Below are 16306 nucleotides of genomic sequence, written 5' to 3' on the forward strand. Positions count from 1 at the left end.
TTAGTTTCAGTGCTGGTTTACATTTCATTCGGTTCAATCCATTGAACAAACTTAGATTCTGACAAATGTGGATATTTGAACTTATCTAGATATTCAAAACAGGCCTTTTGGCCTTGAGGAATTTTATCCAGATGCTTATCGAAAAATAAATGCCGACTATATTGAGCGCCATCAAAGCGAATACTCACACGTTCAAATTCATTACCACCTCGAACTTTATGCATCTGATAAAACTGCACAACACCACATTCCTTCGATGGAATAACAGGTGGATCATTGGGCTTTAGAAAGCTATACAGCAGAAAGATACAAACGCCGGGTAGAAAACTCAGCCAAAACAAAACCTTCTTAGAATTATCCTGAGTTAATTTTGCTTCAGAATAAAGCATACATAACATCGGAATAAATACGATACTAAAAAAACCAAGCAACAAAATAAACGTGAGCATATGAGCCTAGACTCAATCAGAGTACTCCACTTATATCATAACAATATGATTTCAAAAAATAAAAAAGCTCACCGAAGTGAGCTTTAAAATTCATTCAAGATCAACTGAATTAAAGTTTTGGATCACGCATTTGTACCAAGTTTGCATTGGCTTTACTTAAGCTTTCCATGACTTTATTCATGACAGTGGGTACCAGTGAATCAGCAATTTGCGCTGCTTGCAGGCCCAGCTTTTCACCCAAAGTTGGTTTTTTTCGGGTCTGGATGGAATAGATATCATGTTGGGTTAACAAGTTGAGCAGATATTCATCTGAGGTTTGCAGTTTATCCACCAGATTTAGATCTAGCGCATCCCGACCATACCAATGCTCACCAGTGGCCACTTTTTCAATATTCAGCTGTGGGCGATACTTTTCAACGAAATGTTTGAATAAAGCATGGGTTTGCTGTAGTTCTTCTTCAAACTTGGCCTTGCCCTCTTCGGTATTTTCACCAAACATAGTCACGGTACGTTTGTACTGTCCAGCGGTATAGAGTTCAAAGTCGATTTTATTGTCTTTCAGCAGACGGTTAAAATTGGGTACTTGAGCAACTACACCAATTGAACCAACAATCGCGAATGGTGCAGAAATAATTTCATTGGCGATACACGCCATCATATAACCGCCACTGGCCGCCACTTTATCGACACAGATGGTCAAATGAAAACCTGCCTCACGTAAACGTACCAGTTGAGCTGCTGCAAGTCCATAACCATGAACCATGCCGCCCGGACTTTCCAGACGCACTACAACACGGTCACGGCCAGCTTTAGCTGTAGCCAGAATCAAAGTGATTTCTTCACGCAAACCTTCTACCGCAGAAGCCGCCATATCACCTTTAAAATCGAGTACATAGATTTTTTGATTGGTTTTCTTACGCGCACGCGCTTCTTTTGACAGTTGTTGCGACAACTGTAAAAGTTCCAGTTTAGAGCCAGTAGTTTGCGCTATTTTTTTTCGTTGTTCATTGATACGCGCATTGAGATGACTAATACGGATTTCAGCGGACAGTTTCGGAGTATGAAATAACATAAAAAATCTATTCTCTATTTAATTCGGATTTATTCCTTTAGATTAGGTCAATTTCGGTTTTTTTCAACTTTATTTCGAGAATTATTACGATTATCACCATCTATTTCACCTATAAAAAAAAGAGCCTTGCGGCTCTTATTCTAGATATCGGATTAACCGAAACGCCCGGTAATATAGGCTTCAGTCAACTGATGATCTGGCTGGGTAAAGACTTTCTCGGTCGAGTTGACTTCAATCAGATCCCCCAAATGGAAGTATGCAGTACGATCCGATACACGTGCTGCCTGTTGCATGGAGTGAGTTACAATCGCGATGGTATATTGCGTAGATAGCTCAGAAATCAGCTCTTCCACTTTGGCTGTTGCAATGGGATCGAGTGCCGAACACGGTTCATCCATCAAAATTACTTCCGGACTGACTGCAATTGTACGCGCGATACACAGACGTTGCTGCTGACCACCTGACAAACCTGTTCCTGGTTGATTCAAACGATCTTTCACTTCTTCCCATAAACCGGCTTTACGCAAGCTGCCTTCTACAATTTCTTCAAGATCGTACTTGTCACGCGCCAAACCATGCAGCTTCGGACCATAGGAGACATTATCGAAGATTGATTTTGGAAATGGGTTCGGCTTCTGGAACACCATCCCAACTTGAGCACGTAGCAATACCACATCCAGGTTTGGATCGTAAATATCCTGATTGTCCAGCATGACTTTACCGGTCACACGGCAGCTATCAATGGTATCGTTCATGCGGTTTAAGGTACGCAAAAAGGTCGATTTACCACAGCCTGATGGCCCAATAAAAGCAATCACTTCATTTTCATAAATGTTCAGGTCAATGCCTTTAATCGCTTCCGCTTCACCATAGTACACATGCACATCAGAAGTACTCAGTTTCACATTCGTCGACTTCGCATCTTTTTTGCTGCTGGTTTGTGTATCGAACTGGGAAACAAACGGAGTTGCCGGCTTTTGAGTCGCCTCATCCGAGGTAAATTGTGTCTGTTGTGGATTCACGATTTGATCCTTTTTTAAGGAATTTTGAATAACAGTTGTGTTCATGATTCTGCCCCTATTACCAACGGACTTCAAATTTCTTACGTAACCAGATGGCCAAGCTGTTCAAGCTGATCATCATGGCCAGAAGTACAATAATTGCTGCTGCGGTACGCCCTTCAAAGAAGTTACGCAATTCATTGCCTTGCCATAAGAAAATCTGTACAGGTAAAGCCGTTGATTGGTCAAATGGTGTGGCTGGAACGCTGGCAACAAAAGCACTCATCCCGATTAATAACAATGGTGCAGTTTCACCCAAAGCTTGTGCAACTCCAATGATTGCGCCCGTCAAAATACCCGGTAAAGCCAAAGGCAAGACGTGATGGAATACCGTCTGGATGCGGGAAGCACCGAGGCCCAAAGCTGCCTGACGAATCGAAGGTGGAACCGCTTTAAGTGAGGCGCGTGTGGTGATGATCACAGTCGGTAAGGTCATCAGACTCAGTACCAGACCACCCACCAATGGTGCTGACAGTGGCAAATGCATCCAGCCAATGAAGATCGCTGCACCCAATAGACCGAAGACAATTGAGGGAACGGCTGCCAGGTTGTTGATATTGACTTCGACCACATCGGTAATCCAGTTTTTCGGTGCAAATTCTTCCAGATAGATCGCTGAGGCGACCCCGATTGGAATCGAGATAAAGATCACGATCATCATCATAAACAGCGAGCCCATGAAGGCACCTGCCAATCCAGAAGTTGCCGGTGAGCTGCGCGAATCAGGACTGGTGAAAATATTGGTATTGAAACTGTTTTCAATCACACCTGAGGCTTTCATGTCATCCGCCACCTGACGAATTTCTGGACTGAGCTGCTGCTGTTCATCAGGGAGATCACGGTCAATATTTCCCGCCAACCAGACATCGACATTGGCATCCGCCAGAATTTTCACTTCCTTGCTTTGACCGACCAGACTCGGATCATTCATGACCATGTCACGCAAACGGTAAGCTTCTGAACTGGTATATAAAGAACCCAGTTCATCACGCTGGCTTTCCAGCTTGCTGTCTTTGGCGATCATACCGTTGATAATCAACGCATCCCAATCCACCATTCCGACTTCGGTTTGCCATGCGATAAAGCGATCTTCAAACTGTGCTGGAGATTCTCCTGCAGCTGGCTTTGGTTTTGGACCAATATCCACAATGGCTGGATCGAAATGAATCGGCAAACTCATGCTGCTTTGCCAGAATGCAGGTAAACCTTTGGACAAAATACTACCGAAGAGCAATACCACAAAAAATAAACCGGCCAATACCGCAGAAAAACCAAACAAACGGAACGCTTTTTCTTTACGGTGGCGTCCTGCTAAAGAGCTTTGAATGGTCTTCTTACGCTTTTCACGCAGCTCGGCAGCGATGGATGGATCAATACGCTGATCCACAGGCGTTGTATTTGAAGTACTCATTAGTCGTATTGCTCACGATATTTACGCACGATGATCAGTGCAACAATGTTCAAACCTAAGGTAATGACGAATAGCGTCAATCCTAGTGCAAAGGCCACCAGTGCTTGTGGACTAGCAAAATCAGTATCGCCAGTTAACTGATTCACGATGGTAATCGTGACCGTAGATACGGCTTCAAGCGGATTGGCATGCAACTGCGGGCTGTTCCCGGCTGCAAGAACCACGATCATGGTTTCACCAATTGCACGCGACGCAGCCAAGAGGAATGCACCGATAATACCCGGCAAGGCTGCCGGTAAAACCACCTGACGGATCGTTTCAGATTTAGTCGCACCCAATCCCAAAGAACCATCACGTAAGGCACGCGGCACCTGAGTGATGATGTCGTCTGACAAAGAAGACACGAACGGGATAATCATGATGCCCATCACCAGACCGGCAGTCAGCGCACTGGTCGCATTAATTTCGAGTCCGACCAGGGCACCCATGCTTTTAAGGAATGGACCGATGATCATCAAGGCAAAGACACCATAGACAATCGTAGGAATACCCGCCAGCACTTCAATCGTAGGTTTTGCCCAAGAGCGGAATCGCGGGGAGGCGTATTCCGCCAGATAGATCGCAATCATCAGGCCAACTGGAACCGCAACCAAAAGTGCGATCCCGCTGACCATGAGCGTACCCCATAGCAGAGGCAATAAACCATAACTGCCTTCGGCACTACCCGAGGTACTAAAACCGGGGTTCCATTCAGTACCAAAAAAGAAATCCAGTGGGCTGACGAAGCTGAAGAAGCGCATCGCCTCGCCAAACATCGACATCACAATCCCGAGAGTGGTCAGAATCGCCACACCTGAACACAATGCCAGGCCGATATTAATCATTTTCTCGACTTGGTTACGCGCACGGAATTCCTGGCTAATATGTTTCTTGGCCCAGACCAGACCGGCCAGTGCAGCCGAAATCACTACTGCCAATTTGGCAAAGGTACCAATGGTCGAGAATTTCGCCAGCTGTTCTGCCGCTGCAACTTCATAGGCTGCAGGTGTATCACTCACCCCGAAACCTGAGGCAAGTGCCTGAACGCGATCAATCACAACGCTCAAACTTGCCGGATCCAGACTAGCAGAAACATTTTCTGGCAAATGGTTGAGTACCACCTGCTCCAGAAAAGTGGGTTCCACCATGTTCCAAACAATCAAAATTAAAAACGCAGGGATACCACACCATAGTGCAACCAGGGCACCATAATATCCGGGACGCGAGTGTAAGTTTGCAGAATTGCTTCCCTTACCTGCTAAGCTACGGCTTTTACTTAATCCGATTTGATAGGCTATGGCCATGATGGCCAATAACACACCTATAAGTAGCAGATTCATGTATTCTCCACTGTTTTTTCAATTTTCATGGTTTGAAAAAACTTGTTTATCGCAAAAAGCCGATGGTAGGTTGACCCTACCACCAGCGTTTTCAAAATCATTTATTACTTCACAACCACCGCTTTACCAGCCTTGAAATTTGCCAGGACTGCTGCACGTTCTTTATCAGACATTGAAATCAGACCTGCTTTTTCCAGCTTAGAGCCTTTGCCAGATACTTTCTTGTTCAGGAAGTATTCTGTGAACTGCGGTAAGCCTTTGATTGATTTCAAGTGCTCGCCTTTTACGTAGAAGAACAATGGACGTGATACCGGATAAGCACCATTCAAGATGGTCTTTTCAGAAGGCGCTACATTGTTCACCGTAGCAACACGTAGACGGTCACGGTTCTGGTCATAGAAACCTAGGCCAAACACACCTACCGCACTTGGAGAAGTTTTTAAACGTGCCAATGTTTCGGTATAGTCACCGGCAATCTCAACCACACGGCCATCTTTACGGAATGTTGTACAAGCTTTTTTCTTAGCATCTTTGTCTAGAGACTTAATTGCAGCATACGTTTCACAACCTGCATCCACCATTTTCTCCTGGAAGACTTCGCGCGTACCATGATTCGACGCAGGAATTACCAGGGTGATAGGTTCATTCGGAAGTGCTTTGTCAATTTGGTTCCAACGCGTGTACGGGTTAGCGACCATTTTTCCATTTGATGGAAGTTGTGCAGCAAGTGCAGCGAAGACATGTTGTGGACGCAGTTTATAAGCCGCTTTGTTTGCATTCGATGCAAACACAATACCGTCATAACCAATTTTGATTTCTAGGACTTGGTTAACGCCATTCTTTTTACATTCTGCCAGCTCTGTACTCTTGATTTGACGAGAAGAGTTTGCGATATCAATCGTGTTATCACCCACGCCATTACAGAACTGCTTTAAACCACCTGAAGAACCGCCAGAACCGACAACTGGTGTTTTAAACTGTGGAAAAGTATTACCGAATTCTTCTGCCACGATACTGGCATATGGAAGTACAGTTGAAGAACCTGCAATTTGAATGGTGTCACGTGCTGCGTGTGCAGTCGTTACAGCAGTTGCCCCGGTTACTGCTAATGCTAAAGCTATATTTGTAAAGCGCATTCTAGTATCTCTCTCATTTATGCAAATTTGGAGTACACCACTTTTTATTCAGTTTTGTACTTCTTTCGATACCTGCATTTTGATTTTAGAATATGACAGATAAGTTACAGCTTTATTACGATTTAGTGATTTTTAATCTAGCGGTTTTTTCTTGATTAAATTTTTATGGATTTCAATGATTAAGTTCTTTTTGTCATTCACTTCAATAAAAATTTTAGACCAATGACATGTAACAATTTTTATAAACCTGAACTCAGGATAAATCCTACTCCCCAGCTTTACATAAGCCTATGACAAATAAATAACAAGCTAAACGGGATTCAAACCTTCCATGTTTTTGTGGTGAATTTCGATCTGGGAAATGACCATTTTGTTTTTTAAGCCCACAAAAAAAAGGAGATCTTTCGATCTCCTTTTTATTTAAATACAGAATTTCAATCTAACTACATACAAAAATATTATGCATCTACCTGAACCTGTGGAATACGATATTTAATCAGGAATACGCAGCAAAGAGCAAATACTAAAGGTACGCCAAGCGCATAAAAATAACCTGAAACACCATATTGCGTGAGTACAATTCCGCCAATTCCAAATCCTGCCAATGCAATCAAAGCGAAGATATAGCCCCACTGATTACTTTCAATAAATAAACCTAAACCAGCGACGATCACTAATCCTGTAATTAGCATAAAAGTGAGAATTTTAGCTGTATTTAATTTAGGTAGCCAATAAGCTAATGGCAAGGCAAATAAGATAAAGGCAGCATTTACTGTAACGGATGCATAAGGCGCATTTTCCGGTGCCAATCCTGCCTGTTTCAATACAGTCGGCAACCACGATAACAACATGAACCACGCAATCCAGTTAAAGAAATAAGTACCCCATACGCCAATGGTAGTACGAGCTAAATTATTTTGAAACAAGATCGCCAACTTGGCTTTTTGTTGTTGTGTCTTATTTGGCTGAAGTAGGTCTTTGGCTTTAATCTCGCCAATCCCCGGAGAAATTTTATTGAGAATTTTTTGAATTGATCTCAAAGAGGAACTTTTATTGTTTTGCGCTAAATATTCCAAAGATTCAGGCAACAAGAAATACATGACAAACAGCAATAGCAACGGGAATCCACCGCCAATCAAATAAATCCCTTGCCAACCTAGCACTGGCAAAATCTTGGCAGCCAGTAAACCACCTAACATCGCCCCTGCTGGCAAGGCTAACAAAACGCCTGTGGTAACTGTGCCTTTGAAACGTTGCGGAGAATATTCAGCAGCCAATGCAAGCAACACAGGTGTCGCTCCGCCCATCCCCAATCCAGCAATAAATCTCAATACCAATATTTGATCAACACTCGTCGCATACGCAATAAATATAGTTGCTAAAGAAAAAATGACCGTACATATGATTAATGTTTTTCGACGTCCTAATTTATCCCCTACTAGTCCTAAGAGCATTGCACCTATCGTCATTCCTACGATACCTGCAGTTAAAATCGGTGCTAATGCGCCTGTTTCTAAATCAAAGTGTACTAGCAAGGCTGGTGCGGTAAATGCAACAGCTTGGGTATCAAAACCATCAAATAATGCGATCAGAAAACAAAGTGCAATGACCATCCACTGATATTTAGAAATTCCTTGATCAATCACTGTTTTGATGAGTGATTTTTATTGTATATTTTGCTCCATATTTCCAAGTTTTCCATTTTATTTTGAATAGCTTATAATTTTGAAAAACATGCAGCAAAGACTTAAAAGGTATATTTATATATTGAGGCTAGTTTGATCCTGGCATCTAAAACTAAAATTTGATTATAAAAAAAAAGAGATCTTTCGATCTCCTTTTTTTCACACTTAACCGCTTATGCGATTGGCGGTGTATAAGTCCCATCAGCGATTGAATCTTTGATACGATCCGCTTCTGCAAGCACTAGCGCCAGCAAGTTCTTCACGTTATCAAGCGTTGCCACCGGGCTTAAAGTGGTCATTTTCAGAGACTGAACCTGACCCACTTTCGTCACACCAATGTTCGCTTCACCACGTGCAAACAGTTCGTCTGCTACGTTTTGGTTGAGCGTATCCAGCAATTCAACCGGATAGCCCGCTGGAACCACACGGAACAAGACAGACGCGAATTGAGGCTCAAGCAGAAGCTCGAGACCGTCAGTCGCTTTAATGTAGTCTGCCACATCACGCGTTAAGCCAACCCCATAATCGATCATTGAACCATAAAGCTCTTCGCCCAATGCTTCTACCGTCATCCACAATTTCAATGCATCAAAACGACGCGTGGTTTGTAGCGACTTCGACACCAGGTTAGGAACACCATGCTCTTCATCATAAGCAGAGTTTAGGTACTCAGCTTCATAATGCATGAAACGGTAGTTCGCTTCATCTTTGAGCAGGAACGCACCACAAGAAATGGTCTGGAAATAATGCTTATGGAAATCAAGCGTGATTGAATCAGATAGCTCAATCCCGTCCAGCATAGAACGATAGTCATTCGAAAGAATCAGTGCACCACCCCATGCCGCATCGATATGCATCCACGCGCCATATTTATTGGTGATTTCACGAATGGCTTTCAATGGATCAATCGCGCCAGCATCAGTTGTACCCGCAGTCGCTACCACACATGCCACGATCTTGCCTTCAGACTGAAGATGCGCCATGGTTTTTTCCAGCGCGTCTAGGTCCATCTGTGCATTTTCATTCACAGGTACAGTCACGACAGACTGGAAGCCCATGCCCATCATCGCCATGTTCTTTTGCACAGAGAAATGTGCATTTTCAGAACAGATGACTTTGACATTACGCATCGCATCCGCAGGAATACCATCGCGCTGAACCGACCACGGATTACCGTTTTCGTCTTTCCAGTTTTTCGCGATGCAAGCATCACGCGCCAGCAATACGCCCATCAAGTTAGACTGTGTACCACCAGAAGTGAATACACCGGCCTGACCTGCACCATAGCCCACTTTTTGACGTAACCAGTCGATTAACTGAACTTCCATCAATGAACCTGCCGGGCTTTGATCCCATGAGTCCATTGACTGGTTGGTTGCGTTAATCAGCACTTCCGCGATCTGGCTAGTCACCATCGTTGGACAGTGAAGATGCGCAAGTGAATGCGGATGATGCACTTTTAAGCTCTTGTTAAGGAATAGCTCAACCATACGCTCAAGAGATTTTTCTACACCCAAACCTTCTTTTGAAGGATGAAATGCAATTGCACTGCGCAGCTCTTTAATACTGCCGCCCGTGTACATTTTGTCGTTTTGCAACCATGCCGCAACCGCTTTGGTCGCTTGGTCCATGCCAGCCTGATAGTCAGCAATGGATGCAGCATCATTGCAGAGTAACGCTTTACGATGTTCTGCGAAATCTACCATGAATTATGCGCCTCGAACTGCAACTAGTGCTTCAGCAACCGATTTTTTGAAACGAGCAATCACTTCAACACATTCGTCTTGAGTAATGATCAACGGGCAAAGTAAACGAATCACTGTACCGTTACGACCACCTTTCTCAAGCAATAATTTATTGTTGAAACAAGCGGTTTGGATCGCTGCAGCCAACTGACCATCAGCAGGCAAAGAACCCATATGATCCGCATCTTTGCGCTCATCTACGATTTCAACACCGATCATCAGACCACGGCCACGCACGTTACCGATACATGGGAATTCAGCAGCCAGTTTTTTCAGTTCAGCTTGCAGGAAATCACCACGCTTTTGTGCATTTTGCGCCAGGTTCTGTTCTTTAATGGTATTGATCGTTGCAAGGCCTGTACCCATCGCCAATTGGTTACCACGGAAAGTACCGGTATGACCTGCTGGCTGCCAAGCATCAAACTTACGTTTAATACCAAGTACGGCAAGCGGTAAGCTACCACCTACAGCTTTAGACATCACTACGACATCAGGTTCAATCCCTGCATGTTCGAATGCAAACATTTTGCCTGAACGCGCAAAGCCTGCCTGAACTTCATCAAGAATCAACACGATGTTGTGTTTTTCAGTCACTTCACGGATTTTTTGCAACCATTTTACTGGCGCAGTTACCACACCGCCTTCACCTTGAATTGCTTCAAGAATTACAGCTGCAGGTTTGGTCACACCGCTTTCTACATCTTCAATGAAGTTTTCAAAGTAGTAAGTCAGGGCATCAACACCGGCTTCACCACCAAGCCCCAATGGGCAACGATATTCATGCGGGTATGGCATGAACTGTACACCCGGCATCAAGCCGTTCACTGCATTTTTCGCAGACAGGTTACCTGTCATTGCCAATGCACCGTGAGTCATACCGTGATAACCGCCAGAGAAGCTAATCACTGAGCTACGACCAGTAAAGGTTTTTGCTAGTTTAATCGCGGCTTCAGTTGCATCTGCACCAGATGGACCACAGAACTGCAAGCAGTATTCTTCCTGGCCACCTGGAAGATAAGAAAGAAGTGCTTCAGTAAAAGCATCTTTTAAAGGAGTAGTAAGATCCAGGGTATGCAATGGTAAACCACTTGCAATCGTATCCTGGATACTTTGAATGACTGCAGGATGATTATGGCCTAAAGCCAACGTCCCTGCCCCAGCTAAACAATCAAGGTACTCAGTACCTTCAACATCGGTAACCCAGCAACCTTGTGCTTTCGCTATCGCTAACGGTAATTTACGTGGATAACTACGCACATTCGATTCCATCTGACTTTGGCGAGTCAAGTAGTATTCGTTTGTGGAATTGGTGGCAGGGTTTACAGAAGTAACGCTCATATCGAATTACCATCTCTGATATGGGTGAAAGAAATAAGTCTGGTGACGTTTGGTCCTTTGACTCGGCGCTTTATAAGGTTCTAGCTAGCAGTTTTGTATTCGAATAACTAGGAGGCGGATGATACCGAATTTTTCAGGAAAATAAACAACTTTCAGTCACATTTTGTCCTAATCTTTATCGAAAAAAAACATCATGCTAATCCATCCCCTAAATCATCATCTTACAGTGTGACAGCAGAAAGAAAAGCGTGTTCTTTTATGCTTTTTTGTAGCGCAGGCGACATTCCGGTAATCAATCTTAAAATTATCTACTAAGTGTTTAATTATTAATAATAAATATAAATCAAATAATGAGATAAAATTAAAGAAAATTTAACACTCTTACGACAAATATTTCGTAAAAAGATCACAATTGAGATTTAATATTTTAACAACGGCTTAGATGGCCAATTTTAAGAAAAACAGGACAATTTCATGCGTCTCTTAGCACTTACCAGTTTGATCCTTGCCAGCACCCTCGCCACAGGCGCATTTGCAGCTCCTGCTGAATCTCTGAATTATAATGTTGTTAATCTTTCAGCAGAGGCCAGCCGTGAAATCTCAAATGATGAAATGCATGCTGTGCTTTATATTGAAAAATCCAACAAACAGCCGGCTGAACTGGCCACTCAAATTAACCAGCTGATGAATCAGGCGATCGCTACAGCACGCAAATATCCCACTGTGGAAATCGAGACAGGTGCACAAAGCACTTACCCTATTTATGACAATGACAACCGCAAATTGAAAGAATGGCGTGGTCGTGCCCAGATTCGTCTGGAATCAAAAGATTTTAAAGCGACATCTCAATTGATTGCTGAATTACAACAGCACTTCCAGACCCAGTCAATTAATTTCAAGGTATCTGACGAAAAGCGTAAAAAAGTTGAAAGCGAGCTGATGATTGAAGCCACCAAAAACTTCCAGCAACGCGCACAGGCACTCACCCAGACCTGGAACAAACCGAGTTATCAACTGGTGAACTTAAACCTGAATACTAACAATTATTCACCACAGCCAGTACCGCGTATGGCCATGATGAAATCTGCATCGGCTGATATGGCGGTTCCTGAGCAGGAAGTTGCGGCGGGTGAATCGCAAATGACGGTCAGCGCGAATGGGGCGATTCAGTTTAAATAAGACTTCATTATATTATTCGCACTTTTAAGAACCACCCTTTTGGGTGGTTCTTTATCATGTGGATATTCTTTAAAAAGCGAGGCTACAAATTCATACAAACTCAGGTAGGAATTGAGGTTTGACCGGTTTAGATTAACGGACATTTATTCCAGTCTTCTCTGCTCATGTCCCTTGACCAATTGAATCTTTACCTGTTTCATATCTTAAATGTACCCGACCAAGCCTCGATCTGGATAATCAACTATGCCTCCCTGATTGCGCATGACCTGGTTTATCTCTTTTTGCTGATTTTTTTTCTATTGCCTGGTTCCGTGGTAGTTACCAAGTAAAAATGGGGATTATTAAAGCCTTCATCTTTACAGCTATTACATTATTGATGAGTGAAGTATTGTCTGCGGTACTCAATACCCCACGCCCGTTTGTGATGGATGTTGGTCGCACCCTGATTGAACATGCACCGACTGGTTCTTTTCCCAGCAACCATATGAGTATTTTTAGTGGGATTGCCTTCGCCTATTATTTTTCACCGCAGCGAGACTTGGGACGAATTCTAATCTGGACAGCTTGGCTGGTGGCATGGTCGCGTGTTTATGTCGGTGTGCATTTTCCAATTGATATGCTGGGTGCATTCCTGATGGCAATAATAGTAAATTTAGCTGGCTTGCCGCTGTGGTGGAAATATGAGAATCAAATCATAAACTTTATTTTGGGTATTCATTATTGGGTATTTTCGCCTTTAATTCGAATGGGCTGGATCAAATAAATCTAATTAAAATGTCATAAAAAACCCGCTCGAAAGCGGGATTTTTTGAATCTCTAAACTTGAATCTGAATAATTTAGTAAATCGCCATATGATTGTGATTTATTCAATGCTTAACATTATGTTTTTATTGTATTTTATTTTAGGTATTAAATTTTAACCTCCAACCTAACCTCTAGCACTCTAAAAAAATCACAAAATACTTTCGATTGCAGATACGTGCATCCAGTCGCGTGTGCATTGCCGGAGTTGAGGATTTTAGGATTAATTATCTAATTAGACTTTATGAATCTAATCTGGTCTAAGGTATGGTCATCTTGACCATCGGGGGGATTATTGTTCTTCAGCACATTAAAGATAAAGAACCGGCCTGCTAAACTCATTTTAATTCTATTGGGATTTTAAGCCCTAAAACCACAAAATTAGCAGTGTTGTGCGCGCGCGTGCGCGAATATATCAATTTTAATAAATAGTCAATTCAGGCGTGTTTTGAATGGAAATAAGGTAGTAAAAATATAGCTACCTCCAGTCTGGTGTGCATATCCACCAGCTCATCATTCATAAGTTGACTAAGCAACTCAAGCGGATCGGCTGAATTGTTAATAATCTCTGGAATGTTAATGTTTTTTGGTTGTATATCTCTCTCCAGATAAAACCTCACCTGTTTATCTTGCATCAACCTATAGCCTTGCTGCTTTGCTGATTTTTCAGGGCATCCAGCATAAATAGCAGCCTCCTTTTGATTCATGCCTTGCCTGATACCTTCAATAAATTTCTTTTTTTTCTCGGTTAGCTCCATCGGTAAACATTCCTAAAAAGGCAATTTTTTTTGCGAATGTGGAGGGCGCGGTATCCGTAAAATAGGCTTCATTTTAACAATCAAAAGCCCCCACCCACTGCATTCTCCTGACTGGTTTTAACCTTATGGCAGTCCACACATAAGCTTTTTAAATTACTCATTGCATCCGTTCCACCTAAAAACAATGGGATCGTATGGTCTACTTCTAAACTTATGCTGACCAGTCCGCAGTGCTGGCATGTATATTTATCTCTCAATAAAACTTCTAATCGTAACTTGCGCCATGATCTGCCACGATTTCGCTTATTTGCAGTCACATTGCTTATGGGTTGGCTCGTCTTTAACGTCTGCAATCTTGGTTTTAATGTTGGTAGTTTTGCCATTCTTCTATCCTAAATAAAAAAGAGGCTATAAAGCCCCTTTCTTTATAATCCAGCCTTATTAACCTTCTACTGGCTCTGCTGGTGCTGCCACTGTCACCTTCACGATTGCACCATCAATAAAGTTTGCAAACGATGCTCGCAGCTCTACACGGATTCGAGTTAAGTTCTGATCCATAAGCGTTACATCATCAATTTTCACTGTGAGCTGTTCACGGTCTAAAACTGCAATCTGCTCCATATCTAAGACATATGCCTCATTGCGCGGACAGGCTGCACTTTCGATAATTCGTAGCGTCCACATATCCGATAAGCCAGGTAAGCCATTACTTGATAGAACATAACCACCGCCATCTTGCTTCACGCCTACCATCTGTTGCAGTGTTACTGGATTCACAATTACAACACTTGGTTGCAATCCTGCTTCTTTGGCTTCTGCTCGCGCTTCACCGATTGCATCAACCAACAAAGTTCCTGCTTCAGCTTCATGCGCTTTCGCGTGTTTTGCAAAGCCTTCAATCTTGGTGCCAGTACCATCGCCGTGAACAATTTCACGCTCTAGCTTCTGTAACACACCACCACCCAGAAGGGAGATAATCGTGGCCTGTAAGCTGTTGTTATCTGCAATCACCTGATTTGATACGATTGTGGTCACTGCAATTGTGCGATGCGTTACTGATTTCGCTTCGGTTGGGATCGTCTGTTCAGCCTTGGTTTCCCCTTCCTGAGTCTGGTAGTCCGCTGAGTTTTCATAAGTGGATTTAAGCTTCACATATTCATACGATGCGCTTGATACCGGGATTACTCGCAAGGCATCAAGTAGGGTTACTGGTTTCTTAATGAAGCGAATAGGCTCTGGATCTCGCTGTGTTTGCGTGTCATAGCCAGTAGATCCAGCAACACCCAAACCAGTGTTTGTTAATGCCTTAATCTCAAAATCACTTGTTACCGTAACCGTACTAGCCTGTTTATCGCGGTACGACTTCACCTGGTCAGATTCAATAATCTTTTTAAGTGCCTTATTTCCGGCCTTTTCTTCAAACAAACTACCACCTTGACGACGCGCGCCCTTTTGCTCTAATTCCAGAACAACGGCCTTCAGTTCTGCCGTATCGCCCTTAATAGCATCAACCTGATTTTTAAATTCTTTCGCTAGTATTTCGATTTGAGATAAATCCGTCATTTCTTTTCACCTTCAAACATTTGTTTAATTTCACGTAAACGAGCATTTACATATAAAGCAGCATCCATGAGGGCATTTAATTCCGCCTGCTCCTTCATGATCCGTTCGCGCTCAACGGCTTCCAGCTTTAATTGTTTAATCTCGCTTTCTTTTGCATGGTTGGCTGTTTGAAGTGCTAACAGAATCGCTCCGCCATGCTCATCAAAAAACTTCACCTTTGCAGCGTCAAGTTGGCGTTTCTTCCGAACTCTTAAACTGCTTTTATTCGCCTGATTCACTCAAGCCCCCTAAATTCTTTTGTTAGTAACTTGTTACCAACATTAGTTGCTATTTTGCACAATGTCAAACTTTTAGTTATTTATTAAAATTTGATTGATTACTTATTTTTATGTATAGTAAATCATCAAAGCATTTTTTGGAGGAATGATGTCCTCTAAATGTCTCTCTCTTAAGATGTTATTGAGCTGTTGAAATTGATTTGCTGTAACGAAAAAAGTCCCCGACTCGCAATTAGGGACTTTTTTTGTGTCTGTGATTTTTTAAACCTTCTCTATACCTTTGAGCATGTTGAGCATGTTGAGCATGTTGAGCATGTTGAGCATCTTCCCTGTAACTATATGATTTTAATAAGAAATGAAGGTGCTCATGAAGATGCTCAAGCTTTTTACTTTGAGCATCTTCATTATTAATATAATTCAATAACTTAGCTTCAAGATGCTCAAGGTGTT

14 protein-coding genes and 1 pseudogene are annotated in these 16306 nt (G+C 42.7%); 2 read left to right on the forward strand and 13 right to left on the reverse strand.

All coding sequences use genetic code 11. The annotated features are described in order from the left end of the window. Positions 1-17 precede the first annotated feature (17 nt). From ACO1B7_RS01885 to ACO1B7_RS01925, 9 genes are all read right to left on the reverse strand, one after another. Positions 18-449 carry a hypothetical protein gene (locus ACO1B7_RS01885; RefSeq protein WP_004279718.1) on the reverse strand — a complete coding sequence of 144 codons (432 nt, stop codon included), beginning with the start codon at positions 447-449 and terminating at the stop codon, positions 18-20. A gap of 109 nt (positions 450-558) precedes the next feature. Continuing rightward, positions 559-1521: a protease SohB gene (gene sohB, locus ACO1B7_RS01890; RefSeq protein ID WP_044112889.1), complete on the reverse strand. Its 963-nt coding sequence runs from the start codon at positions 1519-1521 to the stop codon at positions 559-561. Between the two features lie 152 nt (positions 1522-1673). Beyond that, entirely contained in the window at positions 1674-2588 is a 915-nt protein-coding gene (pstB, locus tag ACO1B7_RS01895; RefSeq protein ID WP_423089725.1) for a phosphate ABC transporter ATP-binding protein PstB, read from the reverse strand. A 13-nt stretch (positions 2589-2601) separates the two neighbouring features. Continuing rightward, positions 2602-3993 carry a phosphate ABC transporter permease PstA gene (gene pstA / locus ACO1B7_RS01900; protein ID WP_423089726.1) on the reverse strand — a complete coding sequence of 464 codons (1392 nt, stop codon included), beginning with the start codon at positions 3991-3993 and terminating at the stop codon, positions 2602-2604. Then, the gene (gene pstC, locus ACO1B7_RS01905) at positions 3993-5372 is read right to left on the reverse strand and encodes a phosphate ABC transporter permease subunit PstC (protein ID WP_422196488.1); all 1380 of its coding nucleotides are present in this window, start codon (positions 5370-5372) and stop codon (positions 3993-3995) included. The genes pstA and pstC overlap by 1 nt, the downstream gene beginning before the upstream one ends. A gap of 104 nt (positions 5373-5476) precedes the next feature. Further along, positions 5477-6508, reverse strand: coding sequence for a substrate-binding domain-containing protein (locus ACO1B7_RS01910; RefSeq protein ID WP_004279710.1), 1032 nt, complete (start codon positions 6506-6508; stop codon positions 5477-5479). A 458-nt stretch (positions 6509-6966) separates the two neighbouring features. Continuing rightward, positions 6967-8154 carry an MFS transporter gene (locus tag ACO1B7_RS01915; RefSeq protein ID WP_423089727.1) on the reverse strand — a complete coding sequence of 396 codons (1188 nt, stop codon included), beginning with the start codon at positions 8152-8154 and terminating at the stop codon, positions 6967-6969. Between the two features lie 212 nt (positions 8155-8366). Continuing rightward, positions 8367-9899, reverse strand: coding sequence for a pyridoxal phosphate-dependent decarboxylase family protein (locus ACO1B7_RS01920; protein ID WP_423089728.1), 1533 nt, complete (start codon positions 9897-9899; stop codon positions 8367-8369). Positions 9900-9902: 3 nt separating this feature from the next. After that, entirely contained in the window at positions 9903-11276 is a 1374-nt protein-coding gene (locus ACO1B7_RS01925; RefSeq protein WP_004730105.1) for a diaminobutyrate--2-oxoglutarate transaminase, read from the reverse strand. Positions 11277-11750: 474 nt separating this feature from the next. Between ACO1B7_RS01925 and ACO1B7_RS01930 the strand changes: the two genes are divergently transcribed. After that, positions 11751-12455: an SIMPL domain-containing protein gene (locus tag ACO1B7_RS01930; protein ID WP_423089729.1), complete on the forward strand. Its 705-nt coding sequence runs from the start codon at positions 11751-11753 to the stop codon at positions 12453-12455. Positions 12456-12619: 164 nt separating this feature from the next. Then, positions 12620-13218, forward strand: a pseudogene (locus tag ACO1B7_RS01935) (phosphatase PAP2 family protein). Between the two features lie 476 nt (positions 13219-13694). Here the strand turns inward: ACO1B7_RS01935 and ACO1B7_RS01940 are convergent. From ACO1B7_RS01940 to ACO1B7_RS01955, 4 genes are all read right to left on the reverse strand, one after another. Then, positions 13695-14015 (reverse strand): terminase small subunit, encoded by a 321-nt coding sequence (locus tag ACO1B7_RS01940; RefSeq protein ID WP_423089730.1) that lies wholly within the window; start codon positions 14013-14015, stop codon positions 13695-13697. A gap of 80 nt (positions 14016-14095) precedes the next feature. Beyond that, on the reverse strand, positions 14096-14398 hold the full coding sequence (locus ACO1B7_RS01945) for an HNH endonuclease (protein WP_168390222.1): 303 nt from the start codon (positions 14396-14398) through the stop codon (positions 14096-14098). A gap of 58 nt (positions 14399-14456) precedes the next feature. Further along, entirely contained in the window at positions 14457-15578 is a 1122-nt protein-coding gene (locus ACO1B7_RS01950) for a phage major capsid protein (protein ID WP_423089731.1), read from the reverse strand. Then, positions 15575-15856 (reverse strand): hypothetical protein, encoded by a 282-nt coding sequence (locus ACO1B7_RS01955; RefSeq protein ID WP_160232515.1) that lies wholly within the window; start codon positions 15854-15856, stop codon positions 15575-15577. Before ACO1B7_RS01955 ends, ACO1B7_RS01950 begins: the two co-directional genes overlap by 4 nt. Between the last annotated feature and the right edge of the window lie 450 nt (positions 15857-16306).

The organism is Acinetobacter lwoffii, from assembly GCF_049367455.1.
In the GTDB taxonomy this organism is placed as follows: Bacteria; Pseudomonadota; Gammaproteobacteria; order Pseudomonadales; family Moraxellaceae; genus Acinetobacter; species Acinetobacter lwoffii_W.

What these genes read in the sequence shown, in the direction of transcription:
- ACO1B7_RS01885 (WP_004279718.1), bottom strand. Translation starts at nt 449, where the DNA reads ATGCTCACGTTTATTTTGTTGCTTGGTTTTTTTAGTATCGTATTTATT.
- sohB (WP_044112889.1), bottom strand. Translation starts at nt 1,521, where the DNA reads ATGTTATTTCATACTCCGAAACTGTCCGCTGAAATCCGTATTAGTCAT.
- pstB (WP_423089725.1), bottom strand. Translation starts at nt 2,588, where the DNA reads ATGAACACAACTGTTATTCAAAATTCCTTAAAAAAGGATCAAATCGTG.
- pstA (WP_423089726.1), bottom strand. Translation starts at nt 3,993, where the DNA reads ATGAGTACTTCAAATACAACGCCTGTGGATCAGCGTATTGATCCATCC.
- pstC (WP_422196488.1), bottom strand. Translation starts at nt 5,372, where the DNA reads ATGAATCTGCTACTTATAGGTGTGTTATTGGCCATCATGGCCATAGCC.
- ACO1B7_RS01910 (WP_004279710.1), bottom strand. Translation starts at nt 6,508, where the DNA reads ATGCGCTTTACAAATATAGCTTTAGCATTAGCAGTAACCGGGGCAACT.
- ACO1B7_RS01920 (WP_423089728.1), bottom strand. Translation starts at nt 9,899, where the DNA reads ATGGTAGATTTCGCAGAACATCGTAAAGCGTTACTCTGCAATGATGCT.
- ACO1B7_RS01925 (WP_004730105.1), bottom strand. Translation starts at nt 11,276, where the DNA reads ATGAGCGTTACTTCTGTAAACCCTGCCACCAATTCCACAAACGAATAC.
- ACO1B7_RS01930 (WP_423089729.1), top strand. Translation starts at nt 11,751, where the DNA reads ATGCGTCTCTTAGCACTTACCAGTTTGATCCTTGCCAGCACCCTCGCC.
- ACO1B7_RS01940 (WP_423089730.1), bottom strand. Translation starts at nt 14,015, where the DNA reads ATGGAGCTAACCGAGAAAAAAAAGAAATTTATTGAAGGTATCAGGCAA.
- ACO1B7_RS01945 (WP_168390222.1), bottom strand. Translation starts at nt 14,398, where the DNA reads ATGGCAAAACTACCAACATTAAAACCAAGATTGCAGACGTTAAAGACG.
- ACO1B7_RS01950 (WP_423089731.1), bottom strand. Translation starts at nt 15,578, where the DNA reads ATGACGGATTTATCTCAAATCGAAATACTAGCGAAAGAATTTAAAAAT.